This is a genomic window from Spirulina major PCC 6313 (assembly GCF_001890765.1).
Classification (GTDB): Bacteria; Cyanobacteriota; Cyanobacteriia; order Cyanobacteriales; family Spirulinaceae; genus Spirulina; species Spirulina major.
The window spans coordinates 1,812,705-1,833,773 of record NZ_KV878783.1 but is presented as its reverse complement, the minus strand read 5'-3'; the positions used below and the strand labels follow the sequence as shown (position 1 = coordinate 1,833,773).

Annotated in this window: 17 protein-coding genes; 11 read left to right on the top strand and 6 right to left on the bottom strand. The window is 56.5% G+C overall.

Features of this window, described 5'->3' with window-relative positions; all coding sequences use genetic code 11:
- The first annotated feature begins 117 nt into the window (after positions 1 to 117).
- Together SPI6313_RS07875 and SPI6313_RS07870 are read left to right on the top strand one after the other, a co-directional pair.
- Positions 118 to 1,239 carry a THUMP domain-containing class I SAM-dependent RNA methyltransferase gene (locus tag SPI6313_RS07875; RefSeq protein WP_072623053.1) on the top strand — a complete coding sequence of 374 codons (1,122 nt, stop codon included), beginning with the start codon at positions 118 to 120 and terminating at the stop codon, positions 1,237 to 1,239.
- Positions 1,240 to 1,294: 55 nt separating this feature from the next.
- Entirely contained in the window at positions 1,295 to 2,596 is a 1,302-nt protein-coding gene (locus SPI6313_RS07870; protein WP_245788649.1) for a TldD/PmbA family protein, read from the top strand.
- Positions 2,597 to 2,801: 205 nt separating this feature from the next.
- On the opposite strand, the gene SPI6313_RS07865 is transcribed toward SPI6313_RS07870, so the two are convergent.
- Complete coding sequence (locus SPI6313_RS07865) at positions 2,802 to 3,860, bottom strand: ABC transporter ATP-binding protein (RefSeq protein ID WP_072620495.1); 1,059 nt, start codon at positions 3,858 to 3,860, stop codon at positions 2,802 to 2,804.
- A gap of 270 nt (positions 3,861 to 4,130) precedes the next feature.
- Here SPI6313_RS07865 and SPI6313_RS07860 point away from each other — a divergent pair, with 270 nt between their 5' ends.
- From SPI6313_RS07860 to SPI6313_RS07850, 3 genes are all read left to right on the top strand, one after another.
- The gene (locus SPI6313_RS07860; protein WP_342751666.1) at positions 4,131 to 5,780 is read left to right on the top strand and encodes an ABC transporter permease; all 1,650 of its coding nucleotides are present in this window, start codon (positions 4,131 to 4,133) and stop codon (positions 5,778 to 5,780) included.
- Between the two features lie 194 nt (positions 5,781 to 5,974).
- A complete protein-coding gene (locus tag SPI6313_RS07855) occupies positions 5,975 to 7,039 on the top strand; it encodes an ABC transporter permease (protein WP_072620493.1) in 1,065 nt (354 codons plus the stop codon).
- A gap of 62 nt (positions 7,040 to 7,101) precedes the next feature.
- Complete coding sequence (locus SPI6313_RS07850; protein ID WP_072620492.1) at positions 7,102 to 8,049, top strand: ABC transporter permease; 948 nt, start codon at positions 7,102 to 7,104, stop codon at positions 8,047 to 8,049.
- A gap of 256 nt (positions 8,050 to 8,305) precedes the next feature.
- On the opposite strand, the gene purN is transcribed toward SPI6313_RS07850, so the two are convergent.
- The gene (gene purN / locus SPI6313_RS07845) at positions 8,306 to 8,962 is read right to left on the bottom strand and encodes a phosphoribosylglycinamide formyltransferase (RefSeq protein WP_072623052.1); all 657 of its coding nucleotides are present in this window, start codon (positions 8,960 to 8,962) and stop codon (positions 8,306 to 8,308) included.
- A gap of 208 nt (positions 8,963 to 9,170) precedes the next feature.
- Here purN and ccmO point away from each other — a divergent pair, with 208 nt between their 5' ends.
- The 6 genes from ccmO to SPI6313_RS07815 all read left to right on the top strand — a co-directional run bounded on the left by ccmO (position 9,171) and on the right by SPI6313_RS07815 (position 15,854).
- Positions 9,171 to 10,022, top strand: a complete 852-nt coding sequence (gene ccmO / locus SPI6313_RS24735) for a beta-carboxysome assembly protein CcmO (protein WP_084668944.1) — start codon at positions 9,171 to 9,173, stop codon at positions 10,020 to 10,022.
- Positions 9,982 to 11,652 (top strand): glycosyltransferase family 39 protein, encoded by a 1,671-nt coding sequence (locus SPI6313_RS07835; RefSeq protein WP_175551097.1) that lies wholly within the window; start codon positions 9,982 to 9,984, stop codon positions 11,650 to 11,652. The genes ccmO and SPI6313_RS07835 overlap by 41 nt, the downstream gene beginning before the upstream one ends.
- Positions 11,653 to 11,770: 118 nt before the next feature.
- Positions 11,771 to 12,694 carry a response regulator gene (locus SPI6313_RS07830; RefSeq protein ID WP_072623049.1) on the top strand — a complete coding sequence of 308 codons (924 nt, stop codon included), beginning with the start codon at positions 11,771 to 11,773 and terminating at the stop codon, positions 12,692 to 12,694.
- A gap of 41 nt (positions 12,695 to 12,735) precedes the next feature.
- A complete protein-coding gene (ubiE, locus tag SPI6313_RS07825; RefSeq protein WP_072620491.1) occupies positions 12,736 to 13,452 on the top strand; it encodes a bifunctional demethylmenaquinone methyltransferase/2-methoxy-6-polyprenyl-1,4-benzoquinol methylase UbiE in 717 nt (238 codons plus the stop codon).
- Positions 13,453 to 13,592: 140 nt separating this feature from the next.
- The gene (locus SPI6313_RS07820; RefSeq protein ID WP_072620490.1) at positions 13,593 to 14,822 is read left to right on the top strand and encodes a DUF445 domain-containing protein; all 1,230 of its coding nucleotides are present in this window, start codon (positions 13,593 to 13,595) and stop codon (positions 14,820 to 14,822) included.
- Between the two features lie 552 nt (positions 14,823 to 15,374).
- Positions 15,375 to 15,854 carry a hypothetical protein gene (locus SPI6313_RS07815; protein WP_139276581.1) on the top strand — a complete coding sequence of 160 codons (480 nt, stop codon included), beginning with the start codon at positions 15,375 to 15,377 and terminating at the stop codon, positions 15,852 to 15,854.
- 45 nt (positions 15,855 to 15,899) lie between these two features.
- On the opposite strand, the gene nadC is transcribed toward SPI6313_RS07815, so the two are convergent.
- The 4 genes from nadC to csaB all read right to left on the bottom strand — a co-directional run bounded on the left by nadC (position 15,900) and on the right by csaB (position 21,046).
- Positions 15,900 to 16,766 carry a carboxylating nicotinate-nucleotide diphosphorylase gene (nadC, locus tag SPI6313_RS07810; RefSeq protein WP_072620488.1) on the bottom strand — a complete coding sequence of 289 codons (867 nt, stop codon included), beginning with the start codon at positions 16,764 to 16,766 and terminating at the stop codon, positions 15,900 to 15,902.
- 52 nt (positions 16,767 to 16,818) lie between these two features.
- The gene (radC, locus tag SPI6313_RS07805; protein ID WP_072620487.1) at positions 16,819 to 17,550 is read right to left on the bottom strand and encodes a RadC family protein; all 732 of its coding nucleotides are present in this window, start codon (positions 17,548 to 17,550) and stop codon (positions 16,819 to 16,821) included.
- A gap of 472 nt (positions 17,551 to 18,022) precedes the next feature.
- Entirely contained in the window at positions 18,023 to 18,658 is a 636-nt protein-coding gene (locus SPI6313_RS07800; protein WP_072620486.1) for a hypothetical protein, read from the bottom strand.
- 1,341 nt (positions 18,659 to 19,999) lie between these two features.
- Positions 20,000 to 21,046, bottom strand: coding sequence for a polysaccharide pyruvyl transferase CsaB (csaB, locus tag SPI6313_RS07795; RefSeq protein ID WP_072623048.1), 1,047 nt, complete (start codon positions 21,044 to 21,046; stop codon positions 20,000 to 20,002).
- Positions 21,047 to 21,069: the final 23 nt, after the last annotated feature.

Below are 21,069 nucleotides of genomic sequence, written 5' to 3'. Positions count from 1 at the left end.
GTGGGGGTTTCCACAAGGAGTTTTTGATGAAATTTTAGATGAGTTGGCCGCCCATCCTGCTGCAATGGTGCAGCGTAGTGCTATATCTGGCCTATGGGATCACGAGATGAGATGACGATGCAGCGATATTTTGCGACGGTGGCGCGGGGTCTAGAGCCTTTGGCGGCGCAGGAATTAGAAGCCTTAGGGGCCGAGCAGGTTTCGACCCAATTTACGGGGGTGGAGTTTTGGGGCGATCGCGCCATGCTTTATCGGGTGAATCTGTGGGCGCGGACGGTGTTTCGGGTCTTGATGCCGATTGCGGAGGTGTCCTGTCGCAGCGCCGAAGACCTCTATCGTGATGTGCAGAAACTAGACTGGCGCGATTACCTGACCCCTGCCCACACCTTGGCCGTGGACTGCACCGGCAGTAATGCTGCCCTCAATCACACCCATTTCACCGCCCTTCAGGTGAAGAATGCGATCGTCGATCAACAACGCCAACGGGGGGGCCGTCGCTCCGATGTGGATGCGCAACAGCCGGATCTGCGCCTCAATCTCCACATTCACAACTACACCGGGGTACTCAGTCTCGACAGTTCCGGGAGTAGCTTGCATCGGCGGGGCTATCGGCCGGCGGTGGGCACTGCGCCATTGAAGGAAACCCTGGCGGCGGCACTGTTGGCGCAGATTGGCTGGGAGGGCGATCGCCCCCTCTATGACCCCTGTTGTGGGTCGGGGACGATTCCCCTCGAAGCGGGATTAAAGGCGTTAAATATTGCACCGGGCCTGTTTCGGGCACAATTTGGCTTTGAAACCTGGCAGGATTTTGATGCGGATCTGTGGCGACAACTGCGCCAAGAGGCGGAATCCCAACAGCGCGATCGCCTCGCGGCCCCGATTATCGGCAGCGATCGCGACCTCAGCACCCTCCAACAGGCCCACAGCAACGCGGAATATTGCGGCCTCGATCGCCTGATCGAATTTCAAACTGAAGATATTCTCGAAATGAAACCCCCCTGTGAATCAGGGGTTTTAATCTGCAATCCGCCCTATGGCCATCGTTTGGGGAACGAGAGCGAATTGGTGGAGTTTTATCGGCAGTTGGGCGATCGCCTCAAACAACAATTCACCGGCTGGACAGCCTACATCCTCACTACCAAGGCCCTCGGTAAACAGGTGGGACTCAAAGCCAGTCAACGGTTTCCGGTGTATAACGGCTCCCTCGCCTGTACCTTCCTCCGGTATGACCTCTATTGAGGTGCAACGTCAGCCTGAACCATGAACAAGCGGATAGATGCAGGACAAACAGCAGATGAATGAGCTAGCACGGGCCGAACAGATTTTAGAGATGGCGCAACGGTTGGGGGCGGGAGGGGTGGAGGTCTACAGTTCCACCTCGCGATCGCGCCCTGTGGTGTTTGAAGCCAATCGCCTCAAACAACTGGAAAGTAGTGAATCGGCAGGGATGGCGGTGCGGGTCTGGATGGAGGGCCGACCCGGTTTAGCGGTGGCCTATGGGGAAGTGAACCCGGAGCCGTTGGTGGAAAATGCGATCGCGATCGCCCACCTCAACCCCAGCGAACCCATCGAACTCCCCGACTCGGCCCCGATTACGCCTAGCGATCGCGGGACTTGGATCGACAGTGAAGCCCTGATTGATCTCGGCGATCGCACCATCACCCAAGTCCTCGACACCTATCCCGACGTGCTGTGCAGTTTCTCGGCCCAGTGCGATCGCGATACCGTCCTGCTGCTCACCAGCAACGGCTTTCACGGTCAATACACCACCACCAGCCTCAGCACCTCCATCGGCGTGGAATGGGTACGGGGCGAGGACTTTCTCGGCATCTACGACGACCTCGACAGCGACACCCTCCCCCACCCGGATCACCTCCTTGCCGCCATCCTGGAGCATCTCACCTGGGCCCAACACCATGCCCCCGCCCCATCGGGCCAAGTCCCCGTCCTCTTCACCCCCAAAGCCGCCTCCCTCCTCTGGGATGTGGTGGCCGATGCGATGAACGCCAAAGCCTGTCACGACGGCTCATCCCCCTGGAGCAAACGCTACGGCCAACGCATTCTCGCGCCGAATTTGACCCTTCGCCAAGATCCCTGCCAAGGCGTTGGTCACTGTCCCATGGACGACGAAGGCACACCCACCCAAGCCCTAACCCTAATGGAAGGGGGCGTGTTTACCCAGATGTATTGCGATCGCACCCTAGGCCGTCGCTTCGGCCTCCCTAGCACCGGCAACGGCTTTCGCAGCGACCTGGGCCGCTACCCCAGCCCCGATCTCGTCAATCTCTTAATTGACCCCGGCCCGATGACCGTCGCCCAACTGCGCCACACGATCACCGATGGCCTCATCGTCGATCAGGTTTTAGGTGGGGGCGCGGATCTGTCGGGGGATTTTTCGGTGAATGTGGACTTAGGCTATCGTGTCCGCAACGGTAAGATCATGGGCCGGGTCAAGGATACGATGGTGGCGGGTAATGTTTACGAAAGTTTGGGGCAGGATGTGCGTTTGGGGTGCGATCGCACTTGGCAAGGCAATGTCGCCACCCCGTCGGTGGTGGTGCAGGGGTTATCGGTGGTGGGGGATGAGGCAGATTAATGGTCGGCCAGGGTGGGGAATGAGTGACATGGATGAAAAAGTTCAGGATTTTTTGTCAATACATAAATTAATGTAACAATTTTTAAGGAAGTGGGAAAAAATAGCCCCAAAGCTGTATTGAGCATTGGGAGCGATCCCCAAACCATGCAGTTGTGGCAGGGGGACACCGATTTGTCCATAGCCTCGCTGAGGGTGGCAACCAGGGTTAGGGATGGGCGGGGAAGAGTTGGAGGGCGAAGGGGTCGATGGTGAGGGAGACGCGATCGCCCACGGTGAAGGGAATGCGGGCCATGGTGCGCACATTGAGGCGCTGACCGGAGGGGAGTTCGACACGATAGGATTGTTCGCGCCCCAAAAATTGCCGATCGCAAATCACTCCCTTGCCGTTGGGGTCGTGGGCGATGCGAATTTGCTCCTGGCGGATCATTAATTCGGCGCGATCGCCCTCTAGTTCCGTGGCGATCTCAAACAGTCCCACTTCAGTATCCCAACCGTCGGCGAGGCGCTGGGCGGGGAGAAAATTGGCTTGGGTGACAAATTCTGCCACAAAGCGCGATCGCGGTCGGTAATACACCGTTTCTGGCGTGTCAATCTGTTCTAACTGACCCTGCTGCATGACCCCCACGGCATCGGAAATGGCGAGGGCTTCCTCTTGGTCATGGGTGACGAAAATCGCCGATGTGCCCGCCGCTTTGAGGATGTGGCGCAATTCTTGGCGGAGGTGCGATCGTACCTGCACATCTAAATTACTCAAGGGTTCATCCAACAGCACCAACGCCGGCCGGGGAGCCAACGCCCGCGCCAACGCCACCCGCTGCTGCTGCCCCCCTGACAATTGGTAGGGATACCGTTGCCCCAATCCCTCAAGCCCCACCAACTGCAACACGTCCCCGATCCGCTGCTGGGTAGCTTTCGTCAACTTCCCCGACCCTTGCAGCCCAAACGCAATATTTTCCCCCACCGTCAAATGAGGAAACAGGGCATAATCCTGAAACACCATGCCCACGCCACGCTTCTCTGGCGGAATCTCTCGTCCTTCTCCCACCACATAACGCCCATCAATCATCACCGTGCCATAATCCGGCTCTTCAAACCCGGCAATCAAGCGCAATAACGTGGTTTTACCGCAGCCTGACGGCCCGAGCAACGTCAAAATATCCCCTTGGCGCAGGTGGAATGACACCTCAGACACTGCCGCTTGGCGAGTATTGGCAAAGTGCTTAGCAAGTTTCTCAACAGCAAGGGTAATCGACGGGTCAGACATCACAAAAGGCGTAGATCAAAGGTGAATTGTACCCTAGCACCGTTGGTGGCGGCATTCAGGGTGAGCTATCTAGACGGAATACAGGGGAGGGATTGAGCTAGGGGAGTTAAGGAATTCCAAAAACTTTGGTCTCGGTTGAAGGATTGTACTATGATTTTAGAGCAATTATTGCGAGTAATTTTCATTAAGTTCCCTTAAGTCATTGGAGTTGTCCGCGCCTTGTCTAGTTTGTCCTTTCCTCGTCGCACCCAGAAAGCCCTTCAGGATGCTGTGGCTCATCTCCCGATCGTTACCTTAACCAGTGGCTGGACGTTACTCGTGGCGGCGATCGCCCTCCTGATTTCGATCCCGATTCTGGCGGTGATCAGCAGCATTTTCAGCGACTCCGGTGAGATCTGGCAGCACCTTGTTGCCACAGTTTTGCAGGATTATATTATCAACTCCCTCGTGCTGATGGTGGGGGTGGGGTTGGGGGTGCTGATGGTGGGGACAGGGGCGGCGTGGCTCGTGACCATGTGCCGCTTTCCGGGGAGCCGCTGGCTGGAATGGCTCTTGCTCTTGCCCCTAGCAGCTCCGGCCTATCTGCTGGCCTATCTCTATACCGAACTGCTGGAATATTACGGGCCAATCCAAACCGCATTACGGCAAACCTTCGGCTGGCAAACGATTCAGGACTATTGGTTTCCCGATGTACGGTCAATGGGAGGGGCGATCGCGCTCCTCGTCCTCGTGCTGTATCCCTACGTTTACCTCCTCGCCCGCGTCGCCTTTTTAGAACAATGCACCTGCACCCTCGAAGCCAGTCGCTCCCTGGGTTGTAACCCCTGGCGGGGATTTTGGCGTGTTGCCCTTCCCCTCGCCCGTCCTTCCCTCGCCGCCGGCCTTGCCCTCGTCCTGATGGAAACCCTCAACGACTTCGGCACCGTGGAATTTTTTGGGATCACCACCTTCACCACGGGAATTTATCGCACCTGGCTCGGCATGGGGGAACGCACCGCCGCCGCCCAACTGGCCGCCGTCCTCCTCGGCTTTATCTTGATCCTGATTGCCCTCGAACGCTGGTCTCGTCGCCGCGCCAAATATTACCAAAACGCCGGCCATGCCAAACCCTTTCAGCCGTATCACCTCACAGGCTGGCGGGCGTGGGGAGCGTTGGGCGCTTGTGCTGTGCCGGTGTTGCTGGGCTGCGGTCTGCCCTTTGCCCTCTTGATTCAGATGACCCTAGCCCACTGGCAGGATACCGTAGATCAAACCTTTTGGACGCTGGCGGGCCATAGTGTGGTGTTGGCGATGATTACGGCGGTGTTGGGGGTGGCGTTGGCGGTGGTGATGGCCTATGGGCAACGCTTGCGGGGCAATTGGATGATGAATGCGTCGGTGCGTTTGGCGGCGATGGGCTATGCAATTCCGGGGTCGGTAATTGCGGTGGGGACGTTGATTCCTCTGGGGCGGTTGGATAATGGGATTGATGCCTGGATGCGATCGCACGTCAACATCTCCACCGGCCTGCTGCTGAGTGGGACGATTACCGCCCTCGTCTTTGCCTATCTCGTCCGGTTCCTCGCGGTCTCCTTCAACACCGTGGAATCCAGCCTCAGCAAAATTCAACCCAACCTTGATGATGCCTCCCGCAGCTTAGGCCAAGGGCCGACGGCAACACTCCTGAAAGTCCATGTGCCGTTACTCCAAGGGGGGTTGCTCACTGCTGCCATGCTGATTTTTGTGGATGTGATGAAGGAGTTGCCCGCGACCTTAGTCATTCGGCCGTTTAACTTTGATACCTTGGCGGTGCGGGTCTATCAATATGCGTCCGATGAACGCTTAGCCGAAGCCGCTGCACCGGCCCTGGCGATCTTGGCGGTGGGGATGATTCCGGTGATTTTGCTCAGTGTGCAGATTGCGCGATCGCGCCACTGCTAATCCGAAATCCTGTGCCCCCTCACGTCACCGCCCAGCAAGGGCATTAATTCCCTGTTGCGAAGAGAAGGGGTAAGGGGTCACGAAACTCTTTACAATGCGGCCAGGGATTAGCAAATTGGTCAAAATAAGGACAGTTTTGCCCGTCAATCCCCTTTATAGTGAACCGAGCTTAAATCCTGACGCTATTCTGCCCTATGCTGACCCGCAAATCCTTTGAAGCTATTCTGCTGCCGATGGGCGCGATTATTGTGGCGTTGTTTTTATTTGGGGTGTTTTGCCTGGCGGCGGGGGCAAATCCCTTTGGGGTCTATGGCTCCATTTATAAGGCGGCGTTTGGGCAGTGGAGTTCTTGGCAAAACACCTTAATTCGGGCTGCGCCGTTGATGTTGAGTGCGCTTTGTACCGCACTGCCGGCCCGGTTGGGGTTAGTGATCATTGGTAACGAAGGAGCCTTGGTGATGGGCGGTGTGGGGGCGATCATTGCCGGGTTAGCGATGGGAACCAGTGCGCCGCCGTTCATTGTGCAAATTGCCATGGCGTTATTAGGCATGGTGTTTGGCGGGGCATGGATTGCGATCGTGGGGGCGCTGCGCCATTGGCGAGGGGTGAATGAGACGATCAGTAGTTTGTTGATGAACTATATTGCGATCGCCCTCCTCAATCACCTCGTGGGCGGGCCAATGCGCGATCCCTCGTCCTTGAATAAACCCTCTAGTTTTCCCCTCGACGACCTCAACCGCCTCGGTGATATTCCCGGCACGCGGATTCACTTCGGGTTAATCTACGGTATCGTTGCCTGCATCATTGCCTATATTTTGATTCAGCGCACCACCTTCGGGTTTGCCGCCCGTACCGCTGGCGGCAACATTCGCGCCGCCAGAATTGCCGGGTTGCCAGTGGGACAACTCACCCTGGCCATTTGTTTTCTGGCGGGGTCCTGTGCCGGGTTGGCGGGGATGGTGGAAGTGGCGGCGGTGCATGGGCGGGCCAATGAATCCCTGAATGTGGGCTATGGGTACGGCGGGATTCTGGTGGCCTTTGTGGCGCGACATAACCCCCTCGCAGCGGCAATCGTCTCAATATTGTTGGGTGGGATTCTGGCCAGTGGCGGGATTTTGCAGCGATCGCACGGTTTACCCGATGCCACCGTGCTCCTCTTTCAGGGTCTCGTGTTTCTCTGCGTCCTCTATAGCGAATCCCTCTACGGCAAAATTCCCGCCCTCCAACCGAAAAGCGAATTAGCGCCTCCGTCCGCCTAGTTCCTCCCATATCCATTCGGCTTTATCCTATTCATCGTTCACCCACAGAGGAGATTTAGACTATGGCGGATGCATTGGGCTGGTGGGGTGTTCCCTTAGCGATCGCAGCCGGAACCATGCGCGGCGGCACACCCTTTCTCTTCGTCAGCTTAGGCGAATGCCTCACGGAAAAAAGCGGCAAAATCAACCTCGGCCTCGAAGGAACCCTCCTCACCGGAGCCATGAGCGCCTACGCTGTCTCCTATCTCAGCCGCGAGGCCGTCGGGGATGTCATGGCTCCGTTTCTGGGGGTGCTGGTGGCCGGTTTAGCCGGGATGGTGCTCGGTGCGATCCACGGTTGGCTCTCCCAACAACGGCGCGTTAATGATGTGGCCGTCGGCATCGCCATGATTATTTTCGGCAGCGGCATCGCCTTTTTCTTCGGTAAACCCTTCATTCAACCCGTCGCCCCCCAAATTCCTACCCTCAACCTCGGTGCTTGGAGCGATGTTCCCGCCATCCAAGCCGCCTTAAGAATCAGCCCCCTCTTTATCTTTGGGGTCATCCTCGCCCCCGCCATGCAGTGGTTTTTTAAATCCACCCGCTGGGGCCTGCTGATCCGTGCGGTGGGAGATGCCCCGGAAGCCGCCCGCGCCATGGGGGTCTCGATCTTCAAAGTGCGGATGCTGAGTATTGTCGGGGGGAGTTTCCTCGCGGGCATTGGTGGCGCGTCCCTCTCCCTCTACTATCCGGGGGTGTGGACGGAATTAATTTCCAGTGGTCAAGGGTTGATGGCGGTGGCGTTGGTGATTTTTGCGCGGTGGAATCCGGTGCAATGTCTCTATGCATCCCTGTTGTTTGGCGGGGCGCAGGCCCTGGGCCCAGCGCTGCAATCCGTCGGCGTTGATTCGTTTTATTACCTCTTCAATGCTGCGCCCTACGTCCTCACCCTGGCGATTATGATCATCACCTGTTCCCCGAAAAAGACCCTCACGGGCGCACCGGGAGCCTTAGGGAAAGAATCATCCTAGGTTGAATACCCTCACCCCAAACCCCTCTCCTGCTGGGCTACTGCTGATCCACAAGCCAAGTTGCTAGTCTGGAGCGGGTATACGTGAGCCAGAGGCTCACAGTACCCTACCTGAAATCCTCTGTAGTGCGAGCTTCTAGCTCGCTGCCCTGACGGAGAACGGGGATCAATCGCAGGCTAGGTCAACATTGGAAGGATATGTATAATAGCCCGCTGGGAGAGGGGCTTTAAAGGCTTGTTTGTCCTGAGCTTTGCGCTTATTCCGTTGTGGATTGGGCAAGGTGGGCGGCGAGGGCGATCGCTTGGGGATAGATGCGGTGTTCTTGGACTTGGATGCGGGCGTGGAGGCTGTCGGCGGTGTCGTCGGGGAGGATGGGGACAGCGGCTTGCATGATGATCGGCCCGCTATCCACGGCGAGATGGGCGATGTGAACCGTGCAGCCGGTTACCTTCACCCCAGCGGCGAGGGCTTGTTCAACGCCGTGGATGCCGGGAAAACTGGGGAGCAAGCTGGGGTGAATGTTGAGGACGCGATCGGGGAAGGCATCGATCAATACTGACGTGACAATGCGCATCCAGCCCGCCATTACCACCCAGTCCACACCATGGGCTTTGAGGGTGGTCACGATCGCATCATCTAACGCCTCGCGGCTGTCGTAGTGGCGATGGTTCAGGAGCACCGCCGGAATGTCAAATTGTGCGGCTCGTTCCTTGGCCGTTGCTTTCGGGTTGTTGTAGATCAAGACCTGAATTTTGGCGTTGAGGGTGTGATCGTGAATTGCGGCTGCGATCGCCCCAAAATTACTCCCACTCCCCGATGCCAACACCCCCAACTTCAGCGGCTGCGGCAGCACCAACGCCGCCGGATCAACCGGAGGCGAAATAAAACCGAGGGAGTCCGCCACCGTTTGCAAGATTGCCGATTCTGTCATGACCTTCATCGCTTGGAACCAAAACCAATCCTAATATCCCCTATTTCCCCGCCCTATCCTAAAACACCCCCAAAAAACTTAATCCCCTCGATTAGATTTCCTCAACGCAGCCCGAACCGAACGGGATACACTAGGGGTGGGTAAACCCCACAATGCCCGCCCTCGCGTCGCAACCCATAGGTAAGTCTCAATGTCCCAAATTGAAATCAAGTCCCGGTTGGTAAACACCCGCACCGCGCCTCCGCTGCAACCCCGTCGCCGGGTGATTACTGAAAGTGCCCTCGGCTTGGTTTCCACCCGCAGCTTTCCGGCGATCGTCGGCACAGCAGACATGATGCTCAAGTCCGCAGGCGTGACCCTCGTCGGCTATGAAAACATCGGCGGCGGCTACTGTACCGCGATTATTCGGGGCAAAACCGCCGATGTGCGCCTCGCCGTCGAAGAAGGAGCACGAACGGCGGATCAATTCGGGCAATTGGTCTCCAAAATGGTCTTGGCGCGTCCCATGCCCAACCTTGAAGCCGTCTTTCCCATTGGCTCGAAATATTTTGAACTCGAACAGGAACAACGTGGCCATAGTCGCCTCAGTAATCAATCCTTGGGGTTGCTAGAAACGCGGGGGTTTCCGGCGTTGGTGGGAGCCTGTGATGCGATGTTGAAAGCCGCTGATGTGCATTTGGCGGGCTATGAAAAAATTGGCGATGGTCTGTGTACGGCGTTGATTCGCGGCACGGTGGCGAATGTGGCGGTGGCGGTGGATGTGGGGATGCACGAGGCGGAGCGAATCGGTGAGTTTAGCGCGGTGATGGTGATTCCTCGTCCGTTGGATGATTTGGAAAAAACCCTGCCGATCGCAGACTTCTGGCTCGACAAGCCCGAACCCCTGCCGAACCTCCTGCCCCGCGACAAACAACAGCACGAAAAATCCCGGATTGCCTTGCCGGAACTGGAAAAAGTGCCCCTGCGTCGCCTCGAAAAATCTGCGTTGCCTTTGGAAAACCTTGAAGCGATTCCTGAAGCTGAACCTGAAGAACTCGACTAAATCAGAGGCGATCGCACTCCTCGTGATCGTGGCGGTGGGTCTGGGCTTGCGCCTGCTCTGCCTCGATCTCAAACCCCTGTGGGTGGATGAGGTGATCACCAGTATTTTCGGCCTCGGTTTGGGGTTTGAAGCAATCCCGACGGAGCAAGTGTTACCCGTGGCGGCGCTACCACTGCTGTTTCAGTTCAATGCTGCCGCCGATTGCCCTGCGATCGCCCACCATCTCGCCACCCAATCCACCCATCCGCCCCTCTTTTTCTGTCTCCTCCATACCTGGCTCGGTTGGATTCCCCAGGCATCCCTTGCCGTGGCGACGCGGAGTTTTGCGGTGCTGTGGGGGATGGTGGGGATTGTGGCACTCTATGGGTTAAATCGGGTCGGATTTTCGCGATCGGCGGCGTTAACCGGGGCGGGGTTGATGGCCCTGTCTCCCTTTGCGGTGTACCTCTCCCAAGAAGCGCGGCACTACACCCTGCCCATGGCGCTACTCACGATCGCCCTCACCGCCCAAGTCCAAATTCACCACGATCTCCAGCACAAACGCCAACGCCCCTGGCTCTGGGTGCTGTGGGGGGGAATCAGTTGCGGGGCGATCTATAGTCATTATTTTTGTGCCCTGGCGGTGTTGGCCCAGGGGGTGACGTTGCTGCTCTTTTTGAGGCGCGATCGCCCCCCCATTTCCCCTGGCAACCTAGGGCGCAATCTCCTCCTGTTTAGCCTGCCCTTCGGTTTTTTTCTCCCCTGGCTCCCCGTTCTCCTTCAACATATCAACAGCCCAAAAACCGGCTGGCTCTCGCCCCCGGCGGGTCTTGCGCCCCTGGGTCAAACCCTGGTGGGGTGGATTGTGATGCTGTTTGTGCCGCCCATTGAGGGCCAACCGCGATCGCTACAAATTGGCCTCGGTCTCCTTACCCTCGTTCTCGTGATCCTGCTGATCCGACAGATGATCCAGGGGTGGCGACGGCTTGGCCCGTCGGTGACGCGCTTCACCCTGACGACGGTGGTGGCGATCGTGGTGGTGGAGTATTTTTTCTTGATTTACGGGTTGGGGAAAGATATCAGCATCGCGCCCCGCTATCACTTTGTGTATTTTCCGGCGGTCTGTGCGCTGTTGGGGGCGGTGTGGTCGGTGCAGCGGGTGCGGTGGCGTTGTTTTTGGGCGGGGGTTTTGATTGTCAGTAGCTTGGGTGTGGTGTTTGATTTGGCGTTACAGAAACCCTATGCCCCGGCGGAGGTGGCAGCGCAGTTTAATCGCGATCGCGCCCCCATCCTCGTCGTCATGGCCTATCAAAACACCTTAGAAATGGCCGTCGGATTGAGTTACGGCCTCGCCTTCGCCGCCGAACGTCCCCCCGATCAACCCGCCGCCTTCACTCTCTTGAGCTACGCTGAGGGCTATGACCCCGTGTGGCAACGCCTCGCAACGCTGTCCCCGGCGGAATTAGCGATCGCCCCCCATGCTCTGTGGATGATTGCGCCCGGATATCTCGATGATGCTTTTCCGGAAACCGTGCGCCTCCGACAGGATCAAGACTGTCAGATTGATCCACTCCACTTTTATCGGATTGGCTTTCCCTATCAACGCTATCAATGTCATGAGATTTCCCAGAAAAGCAAAACCTCACCGTAAGATCCGGTGTAATCTGAATAAAAGCGAATGCTGTTCCAAGACTGATTGTGTTGATGGTTTTGAACTGTGAAACCAAGATTCACACAGTCTGACCTCTGATGGTGTTGTGTATCAATTTATGAATACCTTGCTCGCCGGCCTTGATGATGTTACACGCCAGATAACCAGTATGGATCGTAAAAAGAAACCCAAAATGCTTGTTGTTGATGACGAGCCAGATAATCTTGATCTGCTCTATCGCACCTTTCGGCGTGATTTTCGGGTCTTTAAAGCCGACAGTGGCATCAGTGCCTTAGAGGTTCTGTCCGAAGAAGGAGAAGTGGCTGTCATCATCTCGGATCAGCGCATGCCAGAGATGAAAGGAACAGAATTTCTCAGTAAAACCGTGCCGGATTTCCCGGACACCGTGCGGATTATTCTCACGGGTTTTACCGACGTGGAAGATCTCGTCGATGCGATCAACTCCGGGCAGGTTTATAAATACATCACCAAACCCTGGGACCCCAACGAACTGAAGGTGGTTGTTGATCGGGCGGCGGAAACCTACGACCTGCTCAAACAGCGCACGGAACAACTCCAACGCGCCGAAGAACAAGCTAAATTGCTCTCGATCATCGCGGATGTGTCCCAATCCGCGATGGAATTCGCTCAGTGCCTCGACCCCTTGGCGGCGGCTCTCGGCGAAAGCTTTTCGGCCGATGGTTGTGTGGTGCGTCAGGTGCAGGCGGGTCAATTGGGAGGGGCGGAAGGTCGCCACGATCAACCCGTTGCCATTGACAGTGATCCCCTGGTGCAAACGGCGATCGCTAGCGGTAAAACCCAAGTCTGGGTCAATTCCCCCAGCACGCCGCCCCCAGAGGGTACACCCTACCAAGAGACGGGGTTACAACTCCATCTGGTGTTGCCCCTCCATTATCGCGATCAACTCTTAGCGGTGTTGTCGTTGCAATGGGGGCGATCGCCCAAACCCAGCGAAGAGGAAATTCACCTGATCCACCTCGCTGCCCAACAGACGGTGTTAGCCTTGGCCGCAGCCTCCTAAGGCCTGAAACCGTTTGATTTTGCCCTGTTTCCCGTGCATCTATGACCGCCACTGCCCAGAGTATCCGCGATCTGTTTGACCGTATTGCCCCGGTCTACGACGACCTCAACGAACAACTGAGTTGGGGACTACATCGAGTCTGGAAAAAAATGGCAGTGCAGTGGGCCGAACCCCGGCGGGGCGATCGCGCCTTAGATCTCTGTTGTGGCAGTGGCGATCTTGCCCTTCTCCTCGCCGATGCCGTCGGCCCTCAGGGGGAAGTGTGGGGCATTGATTTTTCAGTTGCTCAACTCAACACCGCCACCCAACGCGCTCAGGCACGATTGCCCCATCGCACCCACACCCTCCAATGGCGCGAAGGCGATGCCCTCGCCATCCCCTGCGATGCCGATGCCTTCGACTGCGCCACCATGGGCTATGGTCTGCGCAATGTCACCGACATTCCCCGCGCCCTCCGGGAACTCCACCGCGTCCTCAAGCCCGGCGGCAAAGCGGCCATCCTCGACTTTCACCGTCCGGAACATCCCTGGGTGCGCCAATTCCAAACCTGGTATCTGGATCACGTCGTTCTTCCCACCGCCACCCGCTTCGACCTCACCGACGACTACGCCTACATCGCCCCCAGTGTCGAAAAATTCCCCACCGGCCGCGAACAGATCGCCCTCGCCCACCAAGCCGGTTTCCCCACCGCCGCCCATTACCCCCTCTTTGGGGGGATGATGGGGGTGCTCGTTGTCCAAACAGCGTACAATCGTTAAGAGGCTGCGGCCATTCCCTGGCTTGATCAAGCGGCGATCGCCCTCAACTCCATCACCTCCCCACTAGCGATCGCATCCCCCAACCGCGTCATTCTCGACCCTTGGCCCGATGCCCCCCTTGCTGCTTACTTTTTGGACTTGTGGAACCTGAAACCCTCTGGCTTGCGTTGATTCCACCCATTGCGGGCGGCATCATTGGTTACTTCACCAACGATCTAGCCATCCAAATGCTCTTTCGCCCCTACCAGGCGATCTACATCGGCAAATGGCGACTGCCCTTCACCCCCGGCCTGATTCCCCGCAACCAAGAACGCCTCGCCCGGCGCGTTTCTGACACGATCATGGGGTCACTCCTCACCCCCGGCGAACTCCAACGCCTCACCAAACGCCTGCTCCAAAAAGAGCGCGTCCAAGAGGCTCTCCTCTGGTTTTTGCAACTGGCCCTCAAACAAGTCCAAGCCGAACAAGAACAAAAAACCGCCACCATTCTCGCCAATATTTTGCGGGATTTATTTAGTGGTTCGTTGCCGCGTATTCTGCGCGTTTTGGCCCGTCGTGAAGATTTTTTAGCCGAGCAAATTAACTATATTTTCGATCAAGTGGTGTTGGAATTCCAACTCACCGACAGCCAATCCCGCCAACTCGCCGATTGGCTCTTGCAGGTGGTGTTGCCGCCCGATGTCCTCCGCCAAGCCTTGATTGATTTCCTCACCGATCGCAATATCCAAATCATCGATGAAGGGCTACGGGAAAAAACCAGCGGCACGACTTGGGTGATGGCGAATTTATTTGGGGTGCGCAATTCGTTAGTGCGGTTGCGGACGTTTTGTTTAGATGAAAAAGAAATCACCAATGCCCGGTTAAAAGAATTGGTATTGTCCCTTGAAGTGCGCGATCGCATCCGGTTTTGGCTGCAAAATATTTCCCTCCAAAACCTGCCCTTAAGCACCGTCCGCCAACTGCGCAAAACCACCCGCGAAAGCATCCGCGCCTACGTCCGCGATAAAGGGGGCGACCTCCTCGAACAGTTGGGCGCATCGGTGGATTGGGACGGCCTCGCGAAAATCTTGCTCAAACGCTTGCGGGATTCGGAAGTGCTCAACACCTCCCTCAAAACCGTCAGTTGGGAACTCGCCCTCCTCCTCGAACGCTACCTCGAAGAAGAACTCGAAATCCTCGTGGCCAAAATCCTCCCCATCCTGGCCCTCGATCAGGTGATTTCTGAGCGCGTCATGGCCACATCCGCCGCCGAGTTAGAAGCCGCTGTGCAGGGCATTGTTAAAAGTGAACTGCAAGCGATCGTCAATCTGGGCGGCATCCTCGGCCTCGTCATCGGTAGCCTCCAATCCGCCTGGCTCCTCCTCCGCTAATCACCCTCACCGCATCATCCAACCCTAGGCGATGATTCACCGCACTGCCCTGGCTAGTGGGATAGGCCACCGTCGCGACCGCTGAGGTGCATCACCAGATTTAACACCACTCGTTCCCCGATGATACGATTCAGTACCCCGTCTCAACCCGTGTGATCCTGTTAAACGCGATCGCAGCTTTCCTTCAGATCAATCCTCACACCCAAAAAGTCGCGCCTGAAGCTAAGTTTTTTGCGCCTGAGGCCAAAGTAATTAAAAAACAAATAGGGATAATAGAACTTAGACCGAAAACCTGAATTTTGACCCAATTTGCAATGTGTTTTTTGCCTGAGAATCGCACAACAAAACGGTTGTATTCAGGCGGAATCACTATGGTTCTAACCAAGAGCCGTATGGAACGTTTAACTCAGCTTAAGGCACAGCAACAGGATGCGTGATCCCTAACTGTTCTGAAGTATTGCTGAGATTGGGTCACGAACCAAACGTTTCTAAACATTCTCATCAGGCAATCTACCGTCAAACGCTATCCACTTTTATGATTTTTGACTACCTATGAAACGCTCATTTTTTGCTTGCTTGACGACAGCAACACTGTTGACGACTGTAATGATTCATCCCTTTGTGGCGCAGGCGTTGCCGCCGTTGCCTGCGCCTCCGTCTGGGGAAAATGCCCCCTCTGAAGACTTTTCCCTTGACAAGATCATGACAATGATGACTGAGGTGGAGGAGCGGTTGGATTTGACAGACAGCCAAAAAAGTCAGTTTCAGATGCTGGGCTTAGACGTGTTGACGGAGAGTGATTTGTTTTCGCCGGCACAACTGCACAGTATGGTGGCAGCGGTACAAGGGGGTGGATCACCGTTTGATGCTCTGGGGGGCATGGATTTATCCCCCAGCACGATTCGCCAGGTCGGTGAACAAGTGATTCCCTATCTGGCGCGTGCCCAATCGATCTTCACCGATGAGCAAAAATCTGAACTGCGTGCCATGGTGCGTGAGCGTCTCGGTGATCCGCCGTTCCCGCCGCGTTAGGCCCAAGGGGTGATTGTCGTGAATCCTAATCCTGTTCAGGATGCGCTAGGTGGGACGACCCCAGCGCATACTGATATCTAACCAGGGCGATCGCGTCACCGGGGCACTGCTGGAGATGAAGTCCACGCCAGTTTCCGCCACGGTGCGGATGGTGGCAAGGGTGATGTTACCGGAAGCCTCGATTTGGATGCGGGGGTTGGCGGCGCGAATCCGAGTTACAGCGTCGCGCATTTGGGCGGGGGGCATATTGTCGAGCATGATGATGTCGGCGTGATGGGCGATCGCTTCCTCAATTTCCGCCGGGTTCGTCGTTTCCACTTCGATGTTTAACGGGTAGGGCATGGCGGCGCGGACTTGGGCGATCGCGTTACCAATCCCCCCCGCCGCTGCAATATGGTTATCCTTCAACATCACCGCATCGTCTAGCCCCATCCGATGATTGGTCGCGCCCCCCACCTGACTGGCGTATTTCTCCAGAATCCGCAGGCCGGGTGTAGTTTTGCGCGTATCCACAAAGCGCGTCGGCAAGTCGGCCAGTTGCGCCACATAGGCCGCCGTTGCCGTCGCAATCCCGCTCAACCGCATCACCAGATTGAGCGCCACCCGTTCCCCCATCAACAAGGCCGCTGGCGTGGCGGTAAATTCGCTTACCACGGTTCCCGCTGGGCAGGGATCGCCATCGTTGCAGTGTTTTTGGCTGTGACTTTGGGGGTCGAGCATTTGAAACACCCGTGCGGCCAAATCGAGGCCTGCGACTACGCCGTCGGCTTTGGCGATCCAATGGGCCGCCATGGGGGGCGCGGTGGGGGGAAACAGGGCCGAGGTGGTGCGATCGCCCCGGCCAATATCCTCCCGTAACCACTGCGCCAACAGCGGATCAAGCACAACCCAAGGCGGTAACACAGCAACCATAATCTCTCTGATCTTTCAGTGCGCTCCCTATCCTACCGAGTTTTGCGATCGCTCAATCGCCTTGGGGGTATTGTTCCCAAAGTTCCGTCAGTTTGCGGAGGCTGCTGTAGTTGCCATTGCCGAGAATGAGGTGATCGAGGAGGGGGATCGCGAGAAGTTGGGCGGCTTGGAGGAGTTGGGCCGTGAGTTGGATGTCTTCGGGGGAGGGGTCGGTGCTGCCGGAGGGGTGGTTGTGGGCGACGATGACGCGGGTAGCATTTTTGCGGATGACTTCGCGGAAAATATCGCGGGGGTGGGCGAGGGTTTCCGTGGCCGTGCCGATGGAAATCACCTGCGTCCCGATCAGGCAGTTTTTCACATCCAACAACAGCACCGCGAAGCGTTCTTGGGCTTGCCACATCAGATCATGGCTGAAGGCATCGACGGCGGCTTGGGGGGTGTCGATCAGGGCGCGGGGCGCGGGACGGAGCAGAAAGGCACGTTTTCCCAGTTCGATCGCTGCGAGGATTGTGGCCGCTTTCGCTGGGCCGATGCCGTCGATGTTCATCAATTCTTGGGGGTCAGTTTGGCGCAACACATCAAGGGGATCGCGATCGCCCTCCCCCAAGGTTTGCAATATCAATTGCCCCAACCCCACAGCGGACAGCTTGCCAGGGCCTTGGCCCGTGGCCAGGAGAATCGCCAATAGTTCAGCATTGGCCAGATTTTTCGCCCCTTGTTCGATCAGGCGTTCGCGGGGGCGTTCACTAATAGGTAGATCAAGAATGCGCAGACTATAGCTCATACACGCAAGACAACACGAGGGAATAGAGTTGATTTTACTCTAGGGCTGGGGATTGATCACCAGGTTCAGCAGATCGCGGTGTCATTGGGCTTCGGTTTTGAGGGTTGCGATCGCCCCCAGCATCACAACAGCTCTCCAACCCATGGCACAAGCTGCCCACCCTTGCTGAGATTCACGAAGCCACAGCATGGCAGCTTCATCCTAATGGAGCGCCTCAGTTGGTGGCCCATTGAGCAACGGATATTTTCTGTATCTACCCGGCGATCGCCAACGGAACCAGCTTCAAACCTAAGTTATGCACAATCATTACCATTAACCGTCTCTATACAGGGCATCTCGGACGGGCGATCATTAATTCATGCCCTGAGTTATTGTAACCGTCCCAAAAACTCGTGGGTTGAGCGAAGTCGAAACCAAAACCCAACAACAATGCCTCCTTCGACGACCCTCAGGGGACAGTTACGGGTTATTTTTATTCATCTACCGACTCTTCAAACCCACAGTAGCGTCCGAGATCATCTGATAAGATTTCAAGCTCTTCACTACTTTGATTGATACGACTAAGCAACGTCATTATTTCTCCTAGGTTCGCCAAGGGAGCCATCAGGGTCTGGAGTGATTCCGGATCGTCGGGATCGACATCCCCTGAGTCTTGCAACTCTTGTTGCTGGGCATCGACTACAGCCATCAATGATGCAACTTCGGCAAAGTCTGAAGAGATGGAAGACAAACCCAGGGCTATTTTCGCCACAGTGGTCTGCAAATCCGTGTCTGACGGTCTCGTCTGCCCAAACAACTCCGACATTTGCGAGAAAAGGCGCGAACCGGTGTTGAAGTGTTCAATCAATTCTCCAGTGGGGGGCGACGCATCAGCTTCTGAGGTGGGCGATTCTGGAATTTCGGATGCCAGTTCCTCAGCCGCTGCCATGGTGTTCTTGATCTGCTCACATTGATCCGTCCGAGACTGATCCTCTGACTCCACCTCCGCCACAGCATAGCGATCGCCCCCACGTTCCATCGCCAAGGCCGCCGGAGTCCCTACGATTCCCGCTAGGGCGATCGCCAACGGAACCAGCTTCAAACCTAAGTTATGCGCAATCATCATCATTAACCGTCTCCATACAGGGCATCTCGGACGGGCGATCGCATCTCATCAACCCGGACTACTATTATGGCAGACCCCATTGAGATCAACGGCAGTCATTGGGCCGATAGCGGATTGTGAAAAGATGAGGATGCCACTTCCCCCTTTGTAAGAGCGGGATTTAATTCCCTTATTTCAGCCGGACGATGCACCCCAACTAACAGATTGTGCCTGATGTGAATCGGACGGGATATTTCGGGGCGTTGCTAAGACTGGGGATTAATCACCATCTCTAGAAGATCGCGGTGCCATTGGGCTTCGGTTTTGAGCGATGCGATCGCTCCTCCCTAAAGTGTAGCGAGCTAGAAGCTCGCACTACCGAAGAGGAAGGGAGTGTGAGCCTCTGGCTCACTAGGGGGGGAAAAATCAGATTTTGAGGGAGTGTGAGCCTCTGGCTCACTAGGGGATACACACGATTAAGACTAGGGATTGATCACCATGTTCAATAGATCGCGATGCCATTGGGCTTCGGTTTTGAGCGATGCGATCGCTCCTCCCTAAAGTGTAGCGAGCTAGAAGCTCGCACTACCGAAGAGGAAGGGAGTGTGAGCCTCTGGCTCACTAGGGGGGGAAAAATCAGATTTTGAGGGGAGTGTGAGCCTCTGGCTCACTAGGGGATACACACGATTAAGACTAGGGATTGATCACCATGTTCAATAGATCGCGATGCCATTGGGCTTCGGTTTTTGAGCAGCGCGATCGCTCCTCCCTAAAGTGTAGCGAGCTAGAAGCTCGCACTACCGAAGATGAAGGGAGTGTGAGCCTCTGGCTCACTAGGGAGGGAAAAATCAGATTTTGAGGGAGTGTGAGCCTCTGGCTCACTAGGGGATACACACGATTAAGACTAGGGATTGATCACCATGTTCAATAGATCGCGATGCCATTGGGCTTCGGTTTTGAGCAGCGCGATCGCTCCTCCCTAAAGTGTAGCGAGCTAGAAGCTCGCACTACCGAAGATGAAGGGAGTGTGAGCCTCTGGCTCACTAGGGAGGGAAAAATCAGATTTTGAGGGAGTGTGAGCCTCTGGCTCACTAGGGGATACACACGATTAAGTCTGGGGATTGATCACCATGTTCAATAGATCGCGATGCCATTGGGCTTCGGTTTTGAGCGATGCGATCGCTCCTCCCTAAAGTGTAGCGAGCTAGAAGCTCGCACTACCGAAGATGAAGGGAGTGTGAGCCTCTGGCTCACTAGGGAGGGAAAAATCAGATTTTGAGGGAGTGTGAGCCTCTGGCTCACTAGGGGGGAAAAATCAGATTTTGAGGGAGTGTGAGCCTCTGGCTCACTAGGGGATACACACGATTAAGTCTGGGGATTGATCACCATGTTCAATAGATCGCGGTGCCATTGTGCTTCGGTTTTGAGCAGCGCGATCGCATCTTGGCCCATCGGTTCCTGAGCTAAGGAGGCTTGCCATTGAGCAGCGATCGCATCGGCATCGGTGGGCAAATCGGTTAATTCCCAACCGGCCAGCCCCACACTCGCCATCAACTGCGTCACCTTCGGGTCATAGCTCAACGCCACACAGCGACAGCCCTCGGAGGCGGCCATGATCAGACTGTGCAGACGCATCCCAATGGCGAGATCCACCTGTTGAAACAGACCTTTGAGGCGGTAGGGGTTGGGTTCGTGGATAATCTCCACGGGTTGGGGGAGTTGGGCGGCGATCGCTTCCGCGAGGGGGCCGTCTTGGCTGGCTTGAAAGGGAACCAGGAGCAGATGCACGTCGGTTTGGGTTTGGAATTGGGCGAGGGCGGTGATTAGGGTGTGGAGGCGATCGCGCGTCAGGGTGGGATGAGGACGCAGGGTGACGGCGACGGTGGGGCGGGGCCAGGGTTTGCCCGTCCAGGGTTCGGCGGTGAGGGCCCAAACGGGGTCAGGGGCGAGGACGGGGGTGATGTCCCACTGCTGGACGAGGTTGGCCGAAGCGCGATCGCGCACTGATACCGCTGCACAGCCTTGTAAAACCTGTTTCGTGAGCCAACGGGTAAAGGGGCGTTTTAACGGCCCAATCCCCTGGCCCCAAGCGAGACAGGTTAAGCCCTGTTGTTGCGCCAATCCCATCACCCCGCCGTAATAGATCGGACTGGCCCAACTGGTGGCATCCTGCATCAAACTGCCGCCGCCCCAAATGAAATAGTCCGCTTTGCGGCAAGCGTCCCAAAGGGCAAGGGCAGAGTTGCGATCGCAACTTTCCACCCCGTAGCGTTTATAGGTTTCCATCGGGTTTCCCGACAGCACAATCGGCTGCACATTTTCCGGCAACATCTGCAACAACGTCGCTAACAACGCCTCATCACCGCCGTTGCCTTTGCCGTAATAGCCACATAAGATCGCTTTCTTTCCCATCACATCCCCCTGATTGCCATTGA

Bases quoted from the DNA above. Each gene is read 5' to 3' on its own strand.
- radC (WP_072620487.1), bottom strand. From the start codon at position 17,550: ATGAGCTATAGTCTGCGCATTCTTGATCTACCTATTAGTGAACGCCCC.
- ccmO (WP_084668944.1), top strand. From the start codon at position 9,171: ATGTCCCAAATTGAAATCAAGTCCCGGTTGGTAAACACCCGCACCGCG.
- SPI6313_RS07875 (WP_072623053.1), top strand. From the start codon at position 118: ATGCAGCGATATTTTGCGACGGTGGCGCGGGGTCTAGAGCCTTTGGCG.
- ubiE (WP_072620491.1), top strand. From the start codon at position 12,736: ATGACCGCCACTGCCCAGAGTATCCGCGATCTGTTTGACCGTATTGCC.
- csaB (WP_072623048.1), bottom strand. From the start codon at position 21,046: ATGGGAAAGAAAGCGATCTTATGTGGCTATTACGGCAAAGGCAACGGC.
- SPI6313_RS07870 (WP_245788649.1), top strand. From the start codon at position 1,295: ATGAATGAGCTAGCACGGGCCGAACAGATTTTAGAGATGGCGCAACGG.
- SPI6313_RS07800 (WP_072620486.1), bottom strand. From the start codon at position 18,658: ATGATGATGATTGCGCATAACTTAGGTTTGAAGCTGGTTCCGTTGGCG.
- SPI6313_RS07830 (WP_072623049.1), top strand. From the start codon at position 11,771: ATGAATACCTTGCTCGCCGGCCTTGATGATGTTACACGCCAGATAACC.
- nadC (WP_072620488.1), bottom strand. From the start codon at position 16,766: ATGGTTGCTGTGTTACCGCCTTGGGTTGTGCTTGATCCGCTGTTGGCG.
- SPI6313_RS07815 (WP_139276581.1), top strand. From the start codon at position 15,375: ATGAAACGCTCATTTTTTGCTTGCTTGACGACAGCAACACTGTTGACG.
- SPI6313_RS07855 (WP_072620493.1), top strand. From the start codon at position 5,975: ATGCTGACCCGCAAATCCTTTGAAGCTATTCTGCTGCCGATGGGCGCG.
- SPI6313_RS07850 (WP_072620492.1), top strand. From the start codon at position 7,102: ATGGCGGATGCATTGGGCTGGTGGGGTGTTCCCTTAGCGATCGCAGCC.
- SPI6313_RS07865 (WP_072620495.1), bottom strand. From the start codon at position 3,860: ATGTCTGACCCGTCGATTACCCTTGCTGTTGAGAAACTTGCTAAGCAC.